The 18,175-nt window shown below is 67.7% G+C and carries 21 protein-coding genes; 3 read left to right on the top strand and 18 right to left on the bottom strand.

Going from position 1 to position 18,175, the window contains the following annotated elements:
* Positions 1–41: 41 nt before the first annotated feature.
* From HLA91_RS03295 to HLA91_RS03265, 7 genes are read right to left on the bottom strand one after another with little or no spacing between them, the layout of a single operon-like run.
* Positions 42–854 carry an SseB family protein gene (locus tag HLA91_RS03295; protein WP_170273473.1) on the bottom strand — a complete coding sequence of 271 codons (813 nt, stop codon included), beginning with the start codon at positions 852–854 and terminating at the stop codon, positions 42–44.
* Positions 854–1,597, bottom strand: a complete 744-nt coding sequence (gene priA, locus HLA91_RS03290) for a bifunctional 1-(5-phosphoribosyl)-5-((5-phosphoribosylamino)methylideneamino)imidazole-4-carboxamide isomerase/phosphoribosylanthranilate isomerase PriA (RefSeq protein ID WP_170273472.1) — start codon at positions 1,595–1,597, stop codon at positions 854–856. Before priA ends, HLA91_RS03295 begins: the two co-directional genes overlap by 1 nt.
* An 11-nt stretch (positions 1,598–1,608) precedes the next feature.
* Entirely contained in the window at positions 1,609–2,232 is a 624-nt protein-coding gene (gene hisH, locus HLA91_RS03285) for an imidazole glycerol phosphate synthase subunit HisH (RefSeq protein ID WP_170273471.1), read from the bottom strand.
* Positions 2,229–2,828, bottom strand: a complete 600-nt coding sequence (locus tag HLA91_RS03280; protein WP_170273470.1) for a hypothetical protein — start codon at positions 2,826–2,828, stop codon at positions 2,229–2,231. Before HLA91_RS03280 ends, hisH begins: the two co-directional genes overlap by 4 nt.
* Positions 2,825–3,427 carry an imidazoleglycerol-phosphate dehydratase HisB gene (gene hisB, locus HLA91_RS03275; protein WP_170273469.1) on the bottom strand — a complete coding sequence of 201 codons (603 nt, stop codon included), beginning with the start codon at positions 3,425–3,427 and terminating at the stop codon, positions 2,825–2,827. Before hisB ends, HLA91_RS03280 begins: the two co-directional genes overlap by 4 nt.
* Positions 3,424–4,569, bottom strand: coding sequence for a histidinol-phosphate transaminase (locus HLA91_RS03270; RefSeq protein ID WP_170273468.1), 1,146 nt, complete (start codon positions 4,567–4,569; stop codon positions 3,424–3,426). The genes hisB and HLA91_RS03270 overlap by 4 nt, the downstream gene beginning before the upstream one ends.
* Before the next feature lie 9 nt (positions 4,570–4,578).
* Positions 4,579–4,941 (bottom strand): LysM peptidoglycan-binding domain-containing protein, encoded by a 363-nt coding sequence (locus HLA91_RS03265; RefSeq protein WP_170273467.1) that lies wholly within the window; start codon positions 4,939–4,941, stop codon positions 4,579–4,581.
* A 366-nt stretch (positions 4,942–5,307) separates the two neighbouring features.
* On the opposite strand from HLA91_RS03265, the gene lexA reads away from it, so the two are divergent.
* On the top strand, positions 5,308–5,958 hold the full coding sequence (lexA, locus tag HLA91_RS03260) for a transcriptional repressor LexA (protein WP_225210908.1): 651 nt from the start codon (positions 5,308–5,310) through the stop codon (positions 5,956–5,958).
* A gap of 122 nt (positions 5,959–6,080) precedes the next feature.
* Here lexA and HLA91_RS03255 read toward each other — a convergent pair whose 3' ends face one another.
* Complete coding sequence (locus HLA91_RS03255) at positions 6,081–8,054, bottom strand: ATP-dependent DNA helicase (protein ID WP_170273465.1); 1,974 nt, start codon at positions 8,052–8,054, stop codon at positions 6,081–6,083.
* Positions 8,051–9,691 carry a GTPase HflX gene (gene hflX, locus HLA91_RS03250; RefSeq protein ID WP_420867884.1) on the bottom strand — a complete coding sequence of 547 codons (1,641 nt, stop codon included), beginning with the start codon at positions 9,689–9,691 and terminating at the stop codon, positions 8,051–8,053. The genes HLA91_RS03255 and hflX overlap by 4 nt, the downstream gene beginning before the upstream one ends.
* An 84-nt stretch (positions 9,692–9,775) precedes the next feature.
* Here hflX and HLA91_RS03245 point away from each other — a divergent pair, with 84 nt between their 5' ends.
* Entirely contained in the window at positions 9,776–10,396 is a 621-nt protein-coding gene (locus tag HLA91_RS03245) for a class I SAM-dependent methyltransferase (RefSeq protein ID WP_170273464.1), read from the top strand.
* Positions 10,397–10,432: 36 nt separating this feature from the next.
* On the opposite strand, the gene dapF is transcribed toward HLA91_RS03245, so the two are convergent.
* From dapF to miaB, 3 genes are read right to left on the bottom strand one after another with little or no spacing between them, the layout of a single operon-like run.
* Complete coding sequence (gene dapF / locus HLA91_RS03240) at positions 10,433–11,389, bottom strand: diaminopimelate epimerase (protein WP_170273463.1); 957 nt, start codon at positions 11,387–11,389, stop codon at positions 10,433–10,435.
* On the bottom strand, positions 11,386–12,366 hold the full coding sequence (gene miaA / locus HLA91_RS03235; protein ID WP_170273462.1) for a tRNA (adenosine(37)-N6)-dimethylallyltransferase MiaA: 981 nt from the start codon (positions 12,364–12,366) through the stop codon (positions 11,386–11,388). Before miaA ends, dapF begins: the two co-directional genes overlap by 4 nt.
* A gap of 1 nt (position 12,367) precedes the next feature.
* Complete coding sequence (miaB, locus tag HLA91_RS03230; RefSeq protein WP_170273461.1) at positions 12,368–13,870, bottom strand: tRNA (N6-isopentenyl adenosine(37)-C2)-methylthiotransferase MiaB; 1,503 nt, start codon at positions 13,868–13,870, stop codon at positions 12,368–12,370.
* 161 nt (positions 13,871–14,031) lie between these two features.
* Here miaB and HLA91_RS03225 point away from each other — a divergent pair, with 161 nt between their 5' ends.
* Positions 14,032–14,379, top strand: a complete 348-nt coding sequence (locus HLA91_RS03225; protein ID WP_170273460.1) for an SdpI family protein — start codon at positions 14,032–14,034, stop codon at positions 14,377–14,379.
* A 21-nt stretch (positions 14,380–14,400) separates the two neighbouring features.
* Here the strand turns inward: HLA91_RS03225 and HLA91_RS03220 are convergent, their stop codons facing one another.
* From HLA91_RS03220 to pgsA, 6 genes are all read right to left on the bottom strand, one after another.
* Positions 14,401–15,036, bottom strand: a complete 636-nt coding sequence (locus HLA91_RS03220) for a regulatory protein RecX (RefSeq protein WP_170273459.1) — start codon at positions 15,034–15,036, stop codon at positions 14,401–14,403.
* Positions 15,023–16,129 carry a recombinase RecA gene (recA, locus tag HLA91_RS03215; RefSeq protein WP_170273458.1) on the bottom strand — a complete coding sequence of 369 codons (1,107 nt, stop codon included), beginning with the start codon at positions 16,127–16,129 and terminating at the stop codon, positions 15,023–15,025. Before recA ends, HLA91_RS03220 begins: the two co-directional genes overlap by 14 nt.
* Positions 16,130–16,416: 287 nt before the next feature.
* Complete coding sequence (locus tag HLA91_RS03210) at positions 16,417–16,647, bottom strand: DUF3046 domain-containing protein (protein WP_170273457.1); 231 nt, start codon at positions 16,645–16,647, stop codon at positions 16,417–16,419.
* Positions 16,647–16,961, bottom strand: a complete 315-nt coding sequence (locus HLA91_RS03205) for a helix-turn-helix domain-containing protein (RefSeq protein ID WP_102162627.1) — start codon at positions 16,959–16,961, stop codon at positions 16,647–16,649. Before HLA91_RS03205 ends, HLA91_RS03210 begins: the two co-directional genes overlap by 1 nt.
* Before the next feature lie 114 nt (positions 16,962–17,075).
* Positions 17,076–17,561 (bottom strand): nicotinamide-nucleotide amidohydrolase family protein, encoded by a 486-nt coding sequence (locus HLA91_RS03200; RefSeq protein ID WP_170273456.1) that lies wholly within the window; start codon positions 17,559–17,561, stop codon positions 17,076–17,078.
* Positions 17,558–18,166, bottom strand: coding sequence for a CDP-diacylglycerol--glycerol-3-phosphate 3-phosphatidyltransferase (gene pgsA / locus HLA91_RS03195; protein ID WP_170273455.1), 609 nt, complete (start codon positions 18,164–18,166; stop codon positions 17,558–17,560). Before pgsA ends, HLA91_RS03200 begins: the two co-directional genes overlap by 4 nt.
* Between the last annotated feature and the right edge of the window lie 9 nt (positions 18,167–18,175).

Below are 18,175 nucleotides of genomic sequence, written 5' to 3'. Positions count from 1 at the left end.
CCTATAGGCTGCTGGGTGTGTGCGCTTGTGTGCCGGTCGGCTCAGTTCCGGCTGGGTTCGGCTTCGGTGAGTGTGATCGCCAGCGAGTCGACGAGGCTGACGAACTCCTCGTGTGCGCTCAGCTTCTGCTGGAAGGCCGCCAGCTCCGCCTGCTCGGGTCGTCGGCTGACTTTGAGGACGAGCCGGATCTCCGGGCCGGAGACATGGACGCTGCCGCTGCCGGGCTGCACGCCGATAGCCGAGATGAAGTCGCTGCCGGCGGCTGCCGCTCCTGCGGCTTTGGCCACTCGCTGATCGGCCCACGCCGGATGCCAGTTGTGTCCTTGGACGAAGGACCACAGGGCGGTGCGGCGCAGCAGGAAGGCGTGCGGGCTGCCGGGGTCGATGACCACGAGCTGGGAGTCCTCTTCGATCGCGGCGACACACAGCCGTTCGCTTTCGATCGGCACTGGGCGGGCCTCATCGGCCCACCGGGTCAGGGTGGGGATGTCGGTGAATGCCGGGGTGCACTCCCGGCCGTCTTCGGCAGCCAGGCGCACCATCGCCATCTCCGACTTGTTGTCGTGGACGAGCCCGCGCTCGTCGACAGTGTGCTCGACAGCTGCCGGCACGACGGGTGCGTAGATGCGCACCTGTGCAAGCGCCGCGAGGACATCGCGGTGGCGCTGCGGGTCCAAGGGCGCGGCTGCCACCGCCTGGAGCGCGCTCAGCAGGCCCTCATCGGCTTCTCCTGTGTCACCGGAGAAGGGATTGGGCTTGAGGTCGCGGCCCTCCCATGGGATGCCTGCTGAGTCGGCGCCGCCTGCTGCGATGTGCGGTGGCAGCGGACGGCTGCCCGGCTGCGGATCGGTCATCAGCGTCCTGCGACTTCGAGAGCTTCCTGGAGGGTGAACTTGCCGGCGTAGAGGGCCTTGCCGACGATGGCTGAGTCCACGCCGAGGGGCACGAGTTCGCGGATGGCGCGCAGGTCATCGAGGCTGGAGACGCCTCCGGAGGCGACGATCGGCTTGTCGGTGCGCGAGGCGATGTCGCGCAGCAGTTCGGTGTTCGGTCCCTGCAGTGTTCCGTCCTTGTTGACGTCGGTGACGACGTAGCGGCTGCAGCCGGCTTCCTCGAGCTGGGCGAGGATCTCGTAGAGGTCGCCGCCCTCCTTGGTCCAGCCGCGGGCGGCCAGGGTCGTGCCGCGCACGTCGAGGCCGATGGCGATCCGGTCGCCGTAGGCGGCGATGACCTCGGCCGTCCAGCTGGGGTTCTCCAGCGCTGCGGTGCCGATGTTGACGCGTTCGGCGCCGGTGTCGAGGGCACGCTCGAGCGTTTCGGTGTCGCGGATGCCGCCGGAGAGCTCAACCTTGATCGAGACGGCCTTCGTCACCTGCTTGAGCAGCGGGTAGTTGGTGCCGCGGCCGAACGCGGCATCGAGATCGACGAGGTGGATCCATTCGGCTCCGCCGTCCTCGAACTGCTGGGCGACTTCGACGGGGTTGCCGTAGTCGGTTTCGGTGCCGGCTTCTCCCTTGACCAGGCGCACGGCGGTGCCGTTGGAGACGTCGACTGCCGGCAGCAGTGTCAGGGCGGGTTCACTTGCGAGCTGTGACATGTCCTCTTCTTTCATTTCTGCGCTGCGCTCAGCGCCTGAATCCAGTTGGCCAACAGGGTCGTGCCTGCGTGACCGGACTTCTCGGGGTGGAACTGTGTGGCCCAGGTGGTGCCGTCTTCGACGGCGGCGATGAACGGGCTGTCAAGCGTGCACGTGGCGACGGCGGCTTCGGCCGAGGCTTCGGTGGCTGCGTAGGTGTGGACGAAGTAGAACCGTTCGCCGGCGATGCCGGCGAACATCTGGCTGCCTGGGGCCGCAGCGACCGTGTTCCAGCCCATGTGCGGCAGCACGGGGGCATCGAGGCGGGTGACGTTGCCCTCCCACAGCCCGATGCCTGCAGTGGTGAGACCGTGTTCGGTACCCGAGGTGTAGAGCACCTGCATGCCGACGCAGATCCCGAGCATCGGGCGCTGTTCGCGGTGCCGGGTGCGGATGACCTCGACGGCACCGGCGGATTCGAGTGCGTCCATGACGGCGGCGAAGGCGCCGACGCCGGGGACGAGCAACCCGTCCGCGGTCGCGGCACGGTCGAGGTCGTCGGTGAGCTGCGCGGTGGCTCCAGCGCGTTCGACGGCGCGCAGGGCGGAATGGACGTTGCCTGCGCCGTAGTCGAGGACGACGATGTCGGCGCTCATGCGCGTGCGGCTCCGAGCACTCTGCTGATGCGCTGGATGGAGACTCCCAGGGCGATGGCGGCGATGACGACGCCGGCCCAGGCGACCATGCTGCCGTTGAAGACGCCGATGAAGCTGGCGACGATGCCGACGAGGGCGAGGAAGGCGACCACCATCCACAGCAGCGCGGTGCGGGCGAGCGCCTCACGGGCCGGGGTCATCGTGGCTTTGCTGGCTTCGAGCTTGGACATCTTCGAGGTGTCGAGATGGCCGTCGATGTCGCGCGGTGCGATGGTCTCCAACAGCAGCTTCTCGACCTCGGCTGGAAGGTTCGTCAGCGCCAGTCCTGCCGGCACGTCGGCTTCGCGGCTGCCGCTGCGGAAGTGCCCGGCATCGATCTGCTCGTCGTTGCGGGCGAGCATGAGGACTTCGTGCTTGCCGGAGAGCTTCGAGATCGTCGCAGCCACGTCATTGCCCTCAGCGATGCTCGTGTCGTCGAGCACGATGGCTGAGAAGCTGCCGACCGGCACGACATCACAGCGGATGTCGGACAGGGTGCATGCGGCGGCAAGCTGTTCGGCACGGCCGAACGGGGTGACGATGACGGTGCGGCTCACAGGGCTCCCTTCGTGCTCGGCACAGCGGTGGTGCGGGGGTCGTCTTCAAGCGCGGTTCGCAGCGCGCGTGCGAAGGCCTTGAACTGGGCCTCGGCGATGTGGTGCGGGTCCCGGCCCGCCAGCAGCCGCAGGTGGGCGGTGATACCGGCGTGGACCGACAGCGATTCGAGGGCATGTCCGACCATCGAGCCGGTGAAGTGCCCGCCGATGAGGTGGTACTGCTGACCTTCGGGTTCGCCGGTGTGGACGAAGTAGGGGCGGCCGGAGATGTCGATGACGCAGTGCGCCAGGGCTTCGTCCAGCGGCACAGCGGCATCGCCGTAGCGGCGGATGCCGGCCTTGTCCCCCAGCGCCTCGCGCATGGCGTCGCCGATGACGATGGCGGTGTCCTCGACGGTGTGGTGAACGTCGATGTGGGTGTCACCGGAGGCTTTGACGGTCAGGTCGCACAGCGAGTGCTTGGCCAGTGCGGTGAGCATGTGGTCGAAGAACGGCACGGTCGTCGAGATGTCAGCCTGACCGGAGCCGTCGAGGTTGATGGTGACCTCGACATTCGATTCGCTTGTGCGGCGGGTGGAGGTGGCGGTGCGGCCTGTCATAGGTTCTCCAGGGTCTCAGGGTGGGCGGCGACGATGGCGCTGATGGCCTCGATGAAAGCGGTGGTCTCCTCGGTGGTGCCCGCGTTGACGCGCAGGTGTCCGGGAATGCCGATATCGCGGATGAGCACGCCGGCGTCGAGCAGGCGCTGCCACAGCAGTCTTGTGTCGGACACGCCGCCGAAGAGCACGAAGTTCGCATCGGTCTCCGCGACGTCGAAGCCGAGCTCTGTCAGCGCGGCGACCATGCGGTCGCGCTCGGCGATGAGCGCTTCGACGTTGTCGAGCAGCACCGGGGTGTGCTCCAGTGCGGCGCAGGCTGCGGCCTGGGTCAGGGCCGAGAGGTGGTACGGCAGACGCACAAGGCGCAGCGCGTCGGTCACGGCCGGGTGGGCGATGGCGTATCCGAGGCGCACGCCGGCGAAGGCGAAGGCCTTGCTCATCGTGCGTGAGACGACCAGGCGCGGGTTCTCGCGCAGCAGGTGCACGGCGGTGGTGTATCCGGGCCGGGCGAATTCCGCGTAGGCCTCGTCGACGATGACGATGCCGGTGCTGGCGTGCAGCACCGCTTCGATGACCTCGGCGGGCAGTCCCCCGCCGGTGGGGTTGTTCGGCGTGCACAGGAACACGACATCGGGCTGATGCTCGCGTACGGCCGCAGCCGCGGTCTCGGCGCTGAGGCTGAAGTCCTCACCCCGGTCGACGGCGATCCAGCGGGCCCCGGTCGACTGCGTGATGAGCGGGTGCATCGAGTAGCTGGGCACGAAGCCGAGTGCGGTGCGTCCGGGACCGCCGAACGCCTGCAGGATGTGGGACAGGACCTCGTTCGAGCCGTTGGCTGCCCACAGCCATTCGGCGGTGAGGAAGCCAGCTGGCGTCGATCCGTCACCCGACTGACGAGAGGAGAAATCCTGCACGTAGGTCAGGAGCAGCTCACGCAGGCGGGTGAATTCCCGGTCGGGGTAGCGGTTGAGCCCGCGCAGCTGCGCATCAACGGCACGGCGCACTGCATCGACGACGGTCGGCGGCACCGGATGGGAGTTCTCGTTGACGTTGAGAGCGACGTCGACGGCCAGTTGCGGCGCCCCGTAGGGCTCTCTGCCGCGCAGGTCGTCTCTTAGCGGAAGATCACTGAGCGTTAGCACCGCACCAGTCTATCGAGCGGGGACTTCGAGTTCCTGCCCGGGGTGGACGACTGAGGATTCCAGACCATTCATCTCGATGATCGCCTGCATCGTATCGCGCGGGTCACCGCTGCCGGTTGCCTCAGCGGCGATGGTCCACAGCGACTGGCCCTGCTCGACGATGACGGTCTCGGCCGGGACGACCGGCTCGGCGCTGCCGATGGCCTGCTGAGGACGCACCATGAGCACCAGCAGTGCTGCTGCACCGGCGATGACGGCTGCCATCGCGATGGTGCGCAGCAGACGCAGACCCTGCTTGCCCCGCGGGGTCAGCCGCCACGTGCGGTGCGGCGCACCGGCGCGGCTCCACGCGTTCATCGCTGCTGTGCTCATGGTGTCCTCCTCAGATCCTGTCTTCCCTAGCAGGCTGTTGCGCTGAGTCCCGGCCTGCCGGCTTCCCTCCGTCAGACCGGAGACTCGAACACATGTACTATTTAAGGACATATTCGAAGAAATGTCCAGTCCCTGCGAACATCTGTGCGAAAATGGATTCGAACGGAAGTTCGCGGGTCTGATGGAAAGACTGTCACCAGGCACTGACATCGCTCGCTGACCAGGAACGACGCTCGACTGCACACGGGGGAAGCAATGGCCGAACAGAAGAAGAGAGGGCGGGGACGTCCCCGCAACGAGGACATCATCTCCGAGATCGAGGAGTTCCGCGCTCGTCGGGGAATCGACACCGAGGACTCGCTCAACATGGTCGGTGCCGACGACCGGCGTCTGACTCCCCGTCAGAAGATCGTCCTGCAGACCATCGAGCAGGCGGTCATCGACAACGGCTACCCGCCGAGCATGCGCGAGATCGGCAAGGCCGCCGGGCTGGCCTCGCTGTCCAGCGTGGCGCACCAGCTCGCCCAGCTCGAGCGCCTCGGCTATCTGCGCCGGGATCCGCGCCGGCCGCGCGCCATCGAGATCGTCAATCCCGCCGATGAGGCTGCCAAGGCAGTCGAGGAGGCGTTCATCGAATCGTCGAATCTGGCCCAGGTGCCGGTGCTCGGCCGGATCGCAGCCGGCGGACCGGTGCTGGCCGAGGAATCCGTCGAGGACGTCTTCTCGCTGCCGCGTCAGGTGGTCGGCAGCGGTGAGCTGTTCCTGCTCAACGTGGTCGGCGACTCGATGATCGAAGCTGCGATCTGCGACGGCGACTGGGTCGTGGTGCGCAAGCAGCCGACGGCTGAGAACGGTGAGATCGTCGCGGCCCTCCTCGACGATGAGGCGACCGTCAAGCGGCTGCAGCGCCGTGACGGTGTGCAGTGGCTGCTGCCGGAGAACAAGGACTACGATCCCATCGACGGCACCTATGCCACGATCATGGGCATCGTCGTCGCGGTCATCCGCCGCGTCTGAGCACGCCTGGAACACAGCACTGCGGCGCCTGGTCTTGGGACCGGGCGCCGCAGCTGTCTGTGCAGAGTCAGTTCGCTGTGCGGATCAGTCTTCGTCTATGCCGCGTCCGTTCCCTGTGTGGGTCAGTCTTCGCCGCTGGGTGCCAGCCGGGTGAGCGCATCGCGCACGAGGGCCGGATTGTCAGTCCGCCACATCGGCGGCAGCGAGGCGAGCAGGAACCCCGCATAGCCGGCGGTGCGCAGCCGGGAGTCGAGCACGGCGACGACGCCCTGATCCTGCACGGAGCGGATGAGCCGCCCGGCCCCCTGCGCCAGGCGCAGTGCGGCATGGGTGGCGCTGACGGTCATGAACCCGTTGGCACCGCGCTGGGCTGCAGCATGGGTGCGGGCGAGTGCGAGCGGGTCGTCGGGGCGTGGGAAAGGAATCCGGTCGATGACGACGAGCCGGCAGGTCCGCCCGGGCACGTCGACGCCCTGCCACAGCGACATGGTGCCGAACAGGCAGGTGTCGGGTTCGGCGGCGAACCGGCTGACGAGTGCTGAGAGGGTGTCCTCGCCCTGCAGCAGAATCGGCATCGGCAGGTGCTCGCGCAGCACAGTGGCCGCCTGTTCGGCAGCGCTCTTCGACGAGAACAGCCCGAGGGTGCCGCCGCCGGAGGCTGTCACGAGTTCGCGCAGCTCCTCCAGGGTCTCCTCGCTCAGCCCTCCCCTGCCCGGCTTGGGCAGGTGTCCAGCGACGTAGAGGATCCCCTGCTTGTCGTAGGAGAACGGGGAGCCGACGTCGATCGCATCGTAGGCCGGCGCTTCGGGCCCGGCGAGACCGAGCGAGGCGGCGACCGGTTCGAACTTCCCGCCCAGAGCCAGCGTCGCCGAGGTGGCGATGACGGTGGCTTCGGCGAAGAGACCGTTGCGCATGGTGCCGGCGACGCTGAGCGGGGCGACGACGAGCGAGGTGGTGGTGTTCTCGCGGAAGGTGCTGCGGCTGACCCAGGAGACGTCGTTGCTGTCCGGTTCGGCCATCCGTTCGGCGAGGTCGAAGACCTCCTGGACGCGGGCGCGGGCCATCTGCCGGCCGGCGTCAGCGTCCTTGGCTTCGTTTCCGTTGGTATCCGACAGCAGCCGGCTGGCGGCATCCCGGATCTGGCGCACCGCCGCGGCGAGGTCCTCGGGCCAGCGCACGATGAGCCCCTCGCTGGCGTGTTCGAGTGCGCGTTCGAGTGCGCTGGCGGCGGTCGTGAGATTCTCGATGCTCGATTCCTGCGCCGAGGTGTGCTTGCGTGCCGAGGAGGCCGCCGCGTTGAGCATCGTGACGGTGAGCGATCCGGTCAGTGCGTTCGTCACCCGGTCGCGCAGCTCGTGGGCTTCGTCGACGATGACGGCGCCGTGTTCGGGCAGGACGTTGGCCTCGCCGAAGGAGTCGATGGCCAGCAGCGCATGGTTGGTCACCACGACGTCGGCTTCGGCTGCCCGGATCTTGGCGCGTTCGGCGAAGCACTCCTCGAACATCGGGCATCTGCTGCCCAGGCAGTCGAAGGAATTGACCGAGACCTGCGCCCAGGCACGGTCGGAGACACCGGGGGTGAGGTCGTCGCGGTCGCCGGTGTCGGTGGTGCGCTCCCAGGAGCGGATGCGCTGGATCTCCTCCCCCAGCGCGGTGATTACCGAGCCGCCGCGGTGGGCAGCGCCGTCGGCGCCGAGGTCGAAGAGGGTGGTGTCGCCGTCGTCGGGGTAGCCGCCGTCGAGCTTGTGTTTGCACAGATAGTTGCGCCGCCCCTTGAGCACGGCTGCGCGCGGCCGTGCGTCGAGTTCGCCCTTGATCGCCTTGACCATGCGCGGCAGGTCGCGGTCGATGATCTGGGCCTGCAGCGCCAGGGTGGCGGTGGAGACGATGACGCGCTCACCGGTGCGCACGGCGTATTCGACGGCCGGGACGAGGTAGGCCAGGGACTTTCCGGTGCCGGTTCCGGCCTGGACGAGGAGGTGGGAGCCGTTGTCGAGTGCCGCCCCGACCGCCTCGGCCATGTCCTGCTGTCCCCGGCGCGGTGATCCGCCCAGTGCCGAGACCGCAGTCTCCAGCAGCGGCGGAATCCGGCTCATGTGCGGTGGCCGGCGGCAGCTTGCGCCCCGGCTTCGGACTCAGCTCCGGTGTTCGCGTCTGCCGGGAGGTGCTCCTGGCCTGCGAACATGTCCGGCTTGCGGAACTCCTCCAGGGCTGCGAGCAGGTCGGCGTCGACCTTCGCCTGCACGGCTGTGCCTTCCGGCAGGTGCTTCTCAACAAGCACGGTGCCCTCGTCATGGATGCGGGAGACGAGGTCGCCGCGGTCATAGGGCAGCAGCACCGTCACCTCGTGATCGGGTGTCGGCAGCAGGCCGGCCAGCCTCTCACGCAGCTCATCGATGCCGTCGCCGGTCGCTGCGGAGACGGCGACGGCCTCCGGATAGCGGGCGAGCAGGCCGGTGAGCACATCCGGGTCGGCCAGATCGGACTTGTTGAACACGATGAGCTCGGCGATGTCATCGGTGTCGGCCTCGGCGAGCACCTCGCGCACGGCTGCCAGCTGCCCGTGCGGGTCGGGGTGAGCGGCGTCGACGACGTGCAAGAGCACATCAGCGAACGTTGCCTCCTCCAGTGTGGAGCGGAAGGCCTCGACGAGCTGATGCGGCAAGTTGCGCACGAACCCGACGGTGTCGGTGAACGTGAAGGCGCGGCCGTCCTCGGTCGTCGCCTGCCGCACAGTGGGATCCAGGGTGGCGAAGAGCTCGTTGCGGACCATGACATCGGCGTCGGTGAGCCGGTTGAGCAGGGAGGACTTCCCGGCATTGGTGTAACCGACGATCGCCACAGCGGGCACCTGGTGGCGCTGCCGGTTGGCGCGCTTGGTCTCCCGTGCCGGTGTCATATCAGCGATCTGGCGGCGCAGCTTGGCCATCCGGGTGCGGATGCGGCGGCGGTCGAGTTCGATCTTCGTCTCACCGGGGCCGCGCGAGCCGATTCCCTCACCACCGGCGACTCGGCCGCCGGCCTGCCGGGACATCGACTCACCCCAGCCGCGCAGGCGCGGCAGCAGGTATTCGAGCTGGGCGAGTTCGACCTGGGCTTTGCCCTCGCGGCTCTTGGCGTGCTGGGCGAAGATGTCGAGGATGAGTGCGACCCGGTCGATGACCTTGACCTTGATGACGTCCTCCAGGCCGCGGCGCTGGCTGGGTGCCAGCTCTGTGTCGACGATGACGGTGTCAGCGCCGACGGCGGCGACGATCTCGGCCAGCTCCTGTGCCTTGCCGCGTCCCAGATACGTGCCGGGGTCCGGGTGGTCGCGGCGCTGCAGCACACCGTCGAGCACGGTCGAGCCGGCTGTCTCGGCAAGGGAGGCGAGCTCACGCAGCGATTCCTCGGCCTCGGCAGCGGTCCCGCGCGTCCAGATGCCGGCGAGCACGACCTTCTCCAGGCGCAGCTGCCGGTATTCGACCTCGGTGACGTCTTCGAGTTCGGTTGAGAGTCCAGAGACCCGGCGCAGCGCCTCGCGCTCGAGCGCATCGAACTGGCTGTCGTCCTGGTGGACGCGATCCTCGTCGGTGAGTGCGGAGCCGCCGCGGGAGAGGATCCGGTCGATCATCGCGTCGTCGCGGCTGCGCTCGGTCTCTGCTGGCTGGCCGGCTTCCTCTGCTGGCCGGCCGGCTTCGGCGGCTGGGGTGGTCTCGTCTGCACGGTGACGGCGATGGGAATCGCTTGGCATCGTCCTCATTTCTTCTCTGGCGGTCTTCTATTGTCCCACACGGCACCGGCGTCTGCGCCCTGCGCGCACCGTAGGATGGTGGCGATGAACGAGCACTACTTCTCCGCCCAGCCGGCCAGCGACGCGCAGCTGCGCACCATCGATGTGCGCCTGGCAGGCCGCGAGCTCAGCGTCTCGACGGCTGCCGGGGTCTTCTCCCCCGGTCATCTCGACACCGGCACGCGTGTGCTGCTCGACGAGATCCCCCACCCGCCTGCCGGTGATGTGCTCGACCTGGGCTGCGGCTGGGGGCCGGTCGCCATGCACACCGCCCTCACCGGCGCTGATGCCGGCACGCACCCGCGTATCTGGGCCCTTGATGTCAATGAGCGCGCCCTCGATCTGGTCCGCCGCAATGCCGCCGACCTGGGGCTGGGCTCGATTCATGCGGTGACCGCAGCAGACATCCCGCCTCAGGTGCGGTTCGCTGCGATCTATTCGAACCCGCCGATCCGAGTGGGCAAGGCCGTACTGCACGAGCTGCTGCTCACATGGCTGCCCCGCCTTGCGCCCGGCGGTACGGCGTGGCTGGTGGTGGCCAAGAAGCTCGGTGCTGATTCGCTGCTCACCTGGCTGCGCAGCGAGCTCGGCGAGACATACGCCGTGGAGCGAACGATGACATCGAAGGGCTTCCGGATCCTGCGCATCGAGCGTCTGGCCGACTGAGCGGCTGGCTGGCCGCCTGGCCGTTCCCGAGGCGGTTCAGAGCAGCCGGCGCAGGCGCGCCTTGAGCTGTTCGGACAGTTCGATCGCGGCGGTGAGTTCGGCTGGGCCACTCAGGCTGACCTGGTGGCCGTTGATGTCGATGCGCACCGTGCCACCGGGCTGGTCGACCAGCCATTGGATCGGGCCGTGGGCTCCGGCCCAGTGGTGGGCTGCCAGGGCGGCTGCGCAAGCTCCGGTGCCGCAGGCCTGGGTTTCGCCGACGCCGCGTTCGAACACGCGCATGCGCAGGCTGCCGGTCGTCGGGTCGCCGTCGCCGTCGGGTTCGATGACGATGTATTCGATGTTGGCCCCGGCCGGCGGGTCGGGGTTGAGCTGCGGGGCAGAGGTGAGTTCAGCTGCGGCGAGCTCGTCGGCTGAGGCGAGCGCGACGACGGTGTGCGGGTTGCCCATATCGACGTCGAGGCCCGGCCGGGCGACGTCGATGCCGCGGGTGAGCACGAGCGTGTCCGCGCCGCCGTCGCCGGAGCCAGGCAGCTGCCACCGGCCCATGTCGACGCGGTACCAGACCTCGGATTCGCCTGTCGGATCCGGTTCGATCGTCACGGTCTTGACGCCGGCGCGGGTGCCGACCGGCAGTGTCTGGGGGTCGGCGGCGAGGTCGTAGCTGCGCAGGTAGTGGGCGAAGGCGCGCACGCCGTTGCCGCACATCTCAGCAATCGAGCCGTCGGCATTGCGGTAGTCCATGAACCATTCGGCTCCGGCTTCAGCGGCCGTGACCGCTTCGGGAATGCCGGCTGCAGCACAGCGGATGACGCGGATGAGGCCGTCTGCGCCGATGCCGCTGTGCCGGTTGCACAGGAGTGCCACCTGGTCGGCGTTGAGGTCCTGTTCGCCGGCGGGGTCGTAGAGGAACACGAAGTCGTTGGCGGTGCCGTGCCCGGTCGACAGCGCCGGCGGTGCGGCGGTGTGGTCTGCGGCGTGGGCGTCGGTCATCGGCGTGGCTCCCTTTCAGCCGTCGGCGTCTCGGCACCGTGAGCATAGCACTGCCGGTACAGCACTTCGGCCTTCTCCACCAGCTCGGGGTCGGTGGCGTCGAGCCACTCGATGCGCTCGTCGCGGCGGAACCAGGTCAGCTGCCGTTTGGCGAACTGACGGGTGCGTATGATCGTCGACTCGATCGCCGCCTCGGCGGTGGTCTTGCCGTCGAGATAGTCGATGATCTGGGCGTAGCCGATCGCCTGAGAGGCGGTGCGGCCCTCCCGCAACCCCTCACCGAGCAGGCGGGTGACCTCGTCGACCCATCCGGCTTCCCACATCCTCTCCACGCGGGCGGCGATGCGCTCGTTGAGCACTGACCGGTCATCGGCCAGGCCGATCTGCACGGTCGGCATGGCGTACGCGTAGCGGGGCAGGTGGGCGGTGAAGGGCTGGCCAGTCAGTTCGATGACCTCTAGGGCGCGGACGATCCGCCGGGTGTCACCGGTGGTGATCTTCGCTGCGGCGGCCGGGTCGAATGCGACGAGCCTGTCGTGCAGACTGCCGGGGCCGTGCTCGGCGACTTCGTCTTCGAGCCGGGTGCGAATGGATGGGTCGGTGCCGGGGAAGGTCATGACATCGGTGGCCGCACGCACGTACAGTCCGGAGCCGCCGACGAGGATCGGCACCAGGCGGCGGGTCTGCAGATCGCTGATGATCGCCCGGGCACGCGTCTGAAAGTCTGCGACCGAGGCGTCTTCGGCGACGTCGAGGATGTCGATGAGGTGGTGTTCGATGCCGCCGCGTTCGTCAACGGGCAGCTTGGCTGTGCCGATGTCCATGCCGCGGTAGAACTGCATCGCATCGGCGTTGATGATCTCGCCGTGCAGGCGCTGTGCCAGTGCGACGGCGAGGTCGGATTTGCCGGTGGCGGTGGCGCCGACGATGTTGATGACCGGCGTGACGCGCTGGGTCGTGCGGTCCTCTGGATTCATCTCAGCTGCGGGTGCGGATCGTCGGCATGCCCAGCGATGTCGGTCCGGCCGGCCCTGCTGCCGGGCTCGCAGGGGCGCCGCAGCTGTCAGCCTGACTGCGGTCCCAGGCGTCTCCGGAGCGGGTGCGGCGGACGGTGTATGCGGCATCGGCGATGAGGAAGTACGGCTTGGCCTCGGTCACGGTCGTCGAGACGACGTCGCCGGGGCGGACCGCCTCGGCGGCGGAGTCGATGCGTACGTGGACGAGCCGGTTGTCTTCGGCCCGGCCGGTCATCCGGCCGTGTTCGGCATCTCCGGTCTTGGTGACCAGCACGTTGACGTCGGTGCCGATGAGCTTGCGGTTCTCCTCCCAGGCGATTTCGTCCTGGAGGGCGACGAGGCGTTCGAAGCGCTCCTGCACGACCTCCTTGGGAACCTGGTCGTCCATCGTCGCGGCCGGGGTGCCCGGCCGGATCGAGTACTGGAAGGTGAAGGCCTGGCTGAAGCGGGCCCGGCGCACGACGTCCATCGTGGCCTGGAAGTCCTCTTCGGTCTCTCCGGGGAAGCCGACGATGATGTCGGTGGTGATGGCTGCATGCGGAATCGCGTCGCGGACCTTGTCGAGGATGTTGAGGAACCGGCTGGTGCGATACGACCGGCGCATCGCCTTGAGGATGCGGTCAGAGCCGGACTGCAGCGGCATGTGCAGCTGCGGCATGACGGCCGGGGTCTCGGCCATCGCGGCGATGACGTCATCGGAGAACGCTGCCGGATGGGGGCTGGTGAAGCGGACCCGTTCGATGCCGTCGACGGCGCCGACGGCGCGCAGCAGCTTGGCAAACGCTCCACGGTCGCGGAACTCGACGCCGTAGGAGTTGACGTTCTGGCCCAGCAGCGTCACCTCAGTGATGCCGTCTGCTGCGAGCGCTTCGACTTCGGCGAGGATGTCGCCGGGCCGGCGGTCCTTCTCCTTGCCGCGCAGGGCCGGGACGATGCAGAAGGTGCAGGTGTTGTTGCAGCCGACCGAGATCGACACCCAGCCCGAATGCGTCGATTCGCGGGTTGTCGGCAGGGTCGAGGGGAAGACGTCGAGGCTTTCCAGGATCTCGACCTGTGCTTCCCTGTTATGGCGGGCCCGGTCGAGCAGGGCCGGCAGGGAACCCATGTTGTGGGTGCCGAAGACGACGTCGACCCAGGGGGCGCGCTTGACGATCGTGTCGCGGTCCTTCTGGGCCATGCAGCCGCCGACGGCGATCTGCAGATCCGGGCGCTGTTCCTTGACCTGGGCGAGCCGGCCGAGGTTTCCGTAGAGGCGGTTGTCGGCGTTCTCACGCACCGCGCAGGTGTTGAACACGACGATGTCGGCCTGGTCGCCGGCGTCTGCGCGGACGTAGCCGGCGTCGTCGAGGAGCCCGGAGAGCCGTTCGGAATCGTGCACGTTCATCTGGCACCCATAGGTCTTGACCTCATAGGTGCGCGTGCGGTTGCCCGCTTCCGGTTCAGTCAGTGCGATTGCGTCAGTCATCGGCAGACATTCTAGCGTGTGCTCCCCCGCCACGACCCCACACGCTGGCGGTGGCAGACAATCTGCCGATTCATCCCCGATCTTAAAGGAGTGACCTTCATGTCACGCCCCGCCGTTCTCGATTCCATCAGTGTCTCCGGCGCACCGGACCAGGAGCGGCGATGACTGATCTCATCGTCTCGCTCACCACGGCTGTGTCTCTGGGCATCGCTGGGGTGATGCTCGCAGCTGTGGCATACCGCGGGCATCGGGGCACGCTGCCGCGCAATCTGTGGGTGGGGCTGCGGCCAGCGGCCCTGATGGAATCGGACGACGCATGGGTCGCCGGTCATCGGGCTGCCGCACGTCATCTGTGCATTGCCGGAGCCGGGCTGATCGTCAGTGCTGTGGCGATCGTGTTCCTCACTGAGGCGGCTGTCGCGGTCGTCGCACTCGCCGGGTGCGCGTGGGTCTTAGCGTGGGTCTTCATCGCCGCGCGCGTTGCCGTCAGGGCAGCAGAACGCAGTTAGATTCAGCTGGGCCTGCAGCTGTCAGTCGGTTTCGAGCACCTGCCGGGTCACAGCGAACGACAGGCCGGAGGGGAAGCCGCGGCGGGCGAGCATGCTGAGGATGCGGCGCTGGCGTGTCTCATACGGAAGTGTCCGGGTCGAGGCTGCCTTCTTCTCGGCGACGGCGTAGGCGAGGTCCCATTCGTCATCGATCTCGCCGAGGGCGTCATCGGCAATGGGCCCGTCGATGCCCTTCTTCTTCAGCTCGCGGCGCAGCGCTGATTGTGAAAGTTTGCGCTGTTCGCGCTTGGCTCGCACGAAGCTGTGGGCGAAGTTCGCATCATCGAGCAGCTTCGATCCCTGCAGCCGTTCGATGAGGGTGTCGACGATGTCCTCAGGGTGCTCGCGGCCAAGCAGCTTATCCCGCAGCTCGGCTGAAGAGTGGTCGCGCGCGGCGAGCATATTCAGTGCCCGCTTCTTCGCCCGCTTGTACTCAGGATCCTCAGCGATCGGGTCCGGCTGTTCGTCCGCGGCGGTGTCATGCAGCCTGGCAGTCGCGTCTGCACCCTGGATCTGCCCGTCGGTACCGACGGAGTCGATTGCCTGCTGCAAAGCGGCCAGGACATCCGCATTGCTGCGCGCGTCCTGGCCGCCTGCCGGCTGATCAGCCGGGGACATTGTCCAGTGAGTCAGGCGCCTCAGCTGGAGCAACCGTGCCGCCTTCGGCCTCTGCTGCGTCTTCCTCGACCTTGATGAGGCCCATCTTGTGCTTGATCTTCAGTTCGATCTCCTCGGCCAGACCGGGGTTGTCGCGCAGGAAGCTCCGCACATTCTCCTTGCCCTGCCCGAGCTGGTCGCCGTCGTAGGTGAACCAGGAGCCGGACTTGCGGATGATGCCGTTGTCGACACCCATGTCGATGAGGCTGCCCTCTCGCGAGATGCCCTGGCCGTAGATGATGTCGAACTCGGCCTGCTTGAACGGCGGGGCGACCTTGTTCTTCACGACCTTGACGCGGGTGCGGTTGCCCACGGCGTTGCCGGCTTCCTTGAGCGTTTCGATGCGGCGGACGTCCATGCGCACCGAGGAGTAGAACTTCAGTGCCTTGCCGCCCGAGGTGGTCTCCGGGGAGCCGAAGAACACGCCGACCTTCTCACGCAGCTGGTTGATGAAGATCGCGGTTGTGCCGGAGTTGGCCAGGGCGCCGGTGAGCTTGCGCAGCGCCTGGGACATGAGGCGGGCCTGCAGGCCGACGTGCGAGTCGCCCATCTCGCCTTCGATCTCGGCCTTGGGCACGAGCGCGGCGACCGAGTCGATGACGATGACATCGAGTGCCCCGGAGCGGATGAGCATGTCGGCGATCTCAAGCGCCTGCTCACCGGTGTCCGGCTGCGAGACGAGCAGCTGGTCGGTGTCGACGCCGAGGGCCTTGGCGTATTCAGGGTCGAGCGCGTGCTCAGCATCGATGAAGGCGGCGATGCCCCCGTTCTTCTGCGCATTGGCCACCGCGTGCAGGGCCACGGTCGTCTTACCCGAGGATTCCGGGCCGTAGACCTCGACGATGCGGCCGCGTGGGATGCCGCCGACGCCGAGGGCGATGTCGAGGGCGATCGATCCGGTCGGGATCGCCGCGATGGGCTGGCGGGTCTCTTCGCCCAGGCGCATGACAGCACCCTTGCCGAACTGGCGGTCGATCTGCGAGACGGTCGCTTCGAGCGCCTTCTCCCGGTTGCCGGCGGCCGGTGCGGCGCCGCGCGTGTTCTTCGCTGCCATGGGTTCCTCCTTGAGGTGGTTCATCGATCTGCCAGCAACTTTAGGCTCCGGCACTGACATCGACTCGATTCACGATGTGAAGCTGTGGACAACCCGCGCGCTGCGCACCTGTGGTCACAGCCGGGCGGCGTATCTGGGCACCACTATAGCGGCTCATGCGAACATCAGTTCGAAATGTGCGGCGTGTCGTCGATGTTGCCCTCTGCTCGATGTTCGCCTCTGGTCGAAGTTCGCCTCCGCATGCGTGACGCAGCGCCTTCGCTCGACGCCCGCGTCCCCGCACCTGCTCAGAACGGGTTGGCCCGCGGCTTCCTGTCCTGACCGAGCCAGCGCTCTTCGGGAACTCCTGCGGCAGCGCAGACAGCCAACCAGATCTCACGCGCCTCGAATCCGGCTTCGAATGCCTCGGCCGGGGTGCGTGAGCCCAACGCTGAGAGCGCCAGGTCGGTGTGCAGGGAGGCTGCGCGGATGGAGCCGAACTCGTCGTTCATGAGCTCCCAGTAGGCGGTGTGGCGCATCAGGCCTGTCCGGCCAGCGCTTCGTCTGCGAGCACGCGCTCGGACAGCTCGGCGGGAACGGTGTCGGGAATGTCGACGCCTTCGCTGATCGCGAAGCGGTCGCTGACCTCGCGCAGCAGCAGGGAGACCGGCATATCGAGGGCTTCGCAGATGGCGGCGAGCAGCTCGGAGGAGGCCTCCTTCTGGCCGCGTTCGATCTCACTCAGGTAGCCCAGGGACACGCTGGCCCCGGTGGAGACGTCGCGCAGGGTTCGGTTCTGCCGGCGACGTGCGGTCCTCAGCGTGTCACCGATCTCGGTCCGCAGAAGAGTCATGTGCGTCCTTTCTCAGCGACAGGGTTCATGTGAAACCTTCAACACCGCGGTGCTGTGGTTTGTTCCATCCAATCTACCGTTTCCGTCAATCCGGCGCCGCCTCAGGGCCGCTGTTTAAGACAATGCCCAGCGATCCTGCACCCAGGCGGCCAGCTGGGACAGGCAGGCCTCGACGGTCGCCTGCCGGATCTGGGCGCGGTCACCGGAGAAGTCGTGGCCCACCACCTCGGGTTCGGCCATCTGCGGGGCGAGCAGGGCGGTGAAGACCCGGCCGACCGGCTGGCCGTCCTGCGGGTCCGGTCCGGCGACCCCGGTGCAGGCCAATGCGATATCGGCCTGGCAGGCGCGGGCCGCGCCCGTGGCCATCTGGGCGGCGACCTGCGGGTGGACCGCTCCCGAGGCGGTAAGCAGGTCGGCGTCGACGCCGGCCAGTTCGGTTTTGAGGTCGGTGGCATAGGTGACCAGTCCCCCGCGCAGCACGGCCGAGGCACCGGGCACGTCGGCGATCGTGGCCGCGAGCTTCCCGGCGGTCAGCGATTCGCAGGTGGCCACGGTCAGCCCGGCGGTGGTGAGGCGGCGGATGATCTCGGCGACGGTCACGGGGTGACCTTGAGCCGCTTGTAGATCTGGACGAGGTAGTCCACGCCGGTGACGATCGTGACGATGACCGCGGCGGTGAGCACGACCCAGGCGAAGATGACGAGCCAGAACGTCACGATGGCCGGCAGCACGGCGTGCAGCGGGGCGATGGCGATGAACAGCGCCAGCGCGACGGTCTGCAGCACGGTCTTGAGCTTGCCGCCCTTCGAGGCCGGCAGCACGATGCGCTTGACGATGAGGAGCCTGAGGATGGTGATGCCGAACTCGCGGATGAGGATGATGACCGGGATCCAAATCGGCAGCACCTCGATCCACCACAGGCCCAGCAGGGCTGCGGACATGAGAGCCTTGTCGGCGATCGGGTCGGCGATCTTGCCGAAGTCGGTGATGAGGTTGTAGCGGCGGGCGATGTCGCCGTCGATCTTGTCGGTGATCATCGCGAGCAGGAAGATGATGAGCGCCCACAGCCGCCACACCGGGTCGAGGCCGTCGTGGGCGAGCAGCACGAAGAGGAAGACGGGGACGAGCAGGATCCGCACCGTTGTGAGAACGTTCGGGACGTTGAAGTTGCTCGGCTTCTGGGCAGCCGCATCGTGTGAAGTCATCACCGGCCA

The organism is Brevibacterium luteolum, assembly GCF_013004595.1.
GTDB lineage: Bacteria > Actinomycetota > Actinomycetes > Actinomycetales > Brevibacteriaceae > Brevibacterium > Brevibacterium luteolum.
The sequence above is the reverse complement of the archived record's forward strand: the minus strand, read 5'-3'. Positions and strand labels throughout refer to the sequence as shown.

Coding starts and splice junctions, on each gene's coding strand:
- priA (WP_170273472.1), bottom strand. CDS start 1,597: ATGTCACAGCTCGCAAGTGAACCCGCCCTGACACTGCTGCCGGCAGTC.
- HLA91_RS03245 (WP_170273464.1), top strand. CDS start 9,776: ATGAACGAGCACTACTTCTCCGCCCAGCCGGCCAGCGACGCGCAGCTG.
- HLA91_RS03210 (WP_170273457.1), bottom strand. CDS start 16,647: ATGCGCCACACCGCCTACTGGGAGCTCATGAACGACGAGTTCGGCTCC.
- HLA91_RS03220 (WP_170273459.1), bottom strand. CDS start 15,036: ATGTCCCCGGCTGATCAGCCGGCAGGCGGCCAGGACGCGCGCAGCAAT.
- miaB (WP_170273461.1), bottom strand. CDS start 13,870: ATGACTGACGCAATCGCACTGACTGAACCGGAAGCGGGCAACCGCACG.
- lexA (WP_225210908.1), top strand. CDS start 5,308: ATGGTCGGTGCCGACGACCGGCGTCTGACTCCCCGTCAGAAGATCGTC.
- pgsA (WP_170273455.1), bottom strand. CDS start 18,166: ATGACTTCACACGATGCGGCTGCCCAGAAGCCGAGCAACTTCAACGTC.
- HLA91_RS03295 (WP_170273473.1), bottom strand. CDS start 854: ATGACCGATCCGCAGCCGGGCAGCCGTCCGCTGCCACCGCACATCGCA.
- miaA (WP_170273462.1), bottom strand. CDS start 12,366: ATGAATCCAGAGGACCGCACGACCCAGCGCGTCACGCCGGTCATCAAC.
- HLA91_RS03255 (WP_170273465.1), bottom strand. CDS start 8,054: ATGAGCCGGATTCCGCCGCTGCTGGAGACTGCGGTCTCGGCACTGGGC.
- hisH (WP_170273471.1), bottom strand. CDS start 2,232: ATGAGCGCCGACATCGTCGTCCTCGACTACGGCGCAGGCAACGTCCAT.
- recA (WP_170273458.1), bottom strand. CDS start 16,129: ATGGCAGCGAAGAACACGCGCGGCGCCGCACCGGCCGCCGGCAACCGG.
- hflX (WP_420867884.1), bottom strand. CDS start 9,691: ATGCCAAGCGATTCCCATCGCCGTCACCGTGCAGACGAGACCACCCCA.
- HLA91_RS03265 (WP_170273467.1), bottom strand. CDS start 4,941: ATGAGCACAGCAGCGATGAACGCGTGGAGCCGCGCCGGTGCGCCGCAC.
- dapF (WP_170273463.1), bottom strand. CDS start 11,389: ATGACCGACGCCCACGCCGCAGACCACACCGCCGCACCGCCGGCGCTG.
- hisB (WP_170273469.1), bottom strand. CDS start 3,427: ATGACAGGCCGCACCGCCACCTCCACCCGCCGCACAAGCGAATCGAAT.
- HLA91_RS03225 (WP_170273460.1), top strand. CDS start 14,032: ATGACTGATCTCATCGTCTCGCTCACCACGGCTGTGTCTCTGGGCATC.
- HLA91_RS03205 (WP_102162627.1), bottom strand. CDS start 16,961: ATGACTCTTCTGCGGACCGAGATCGGTGACACGCTGAGGACCGCACGT.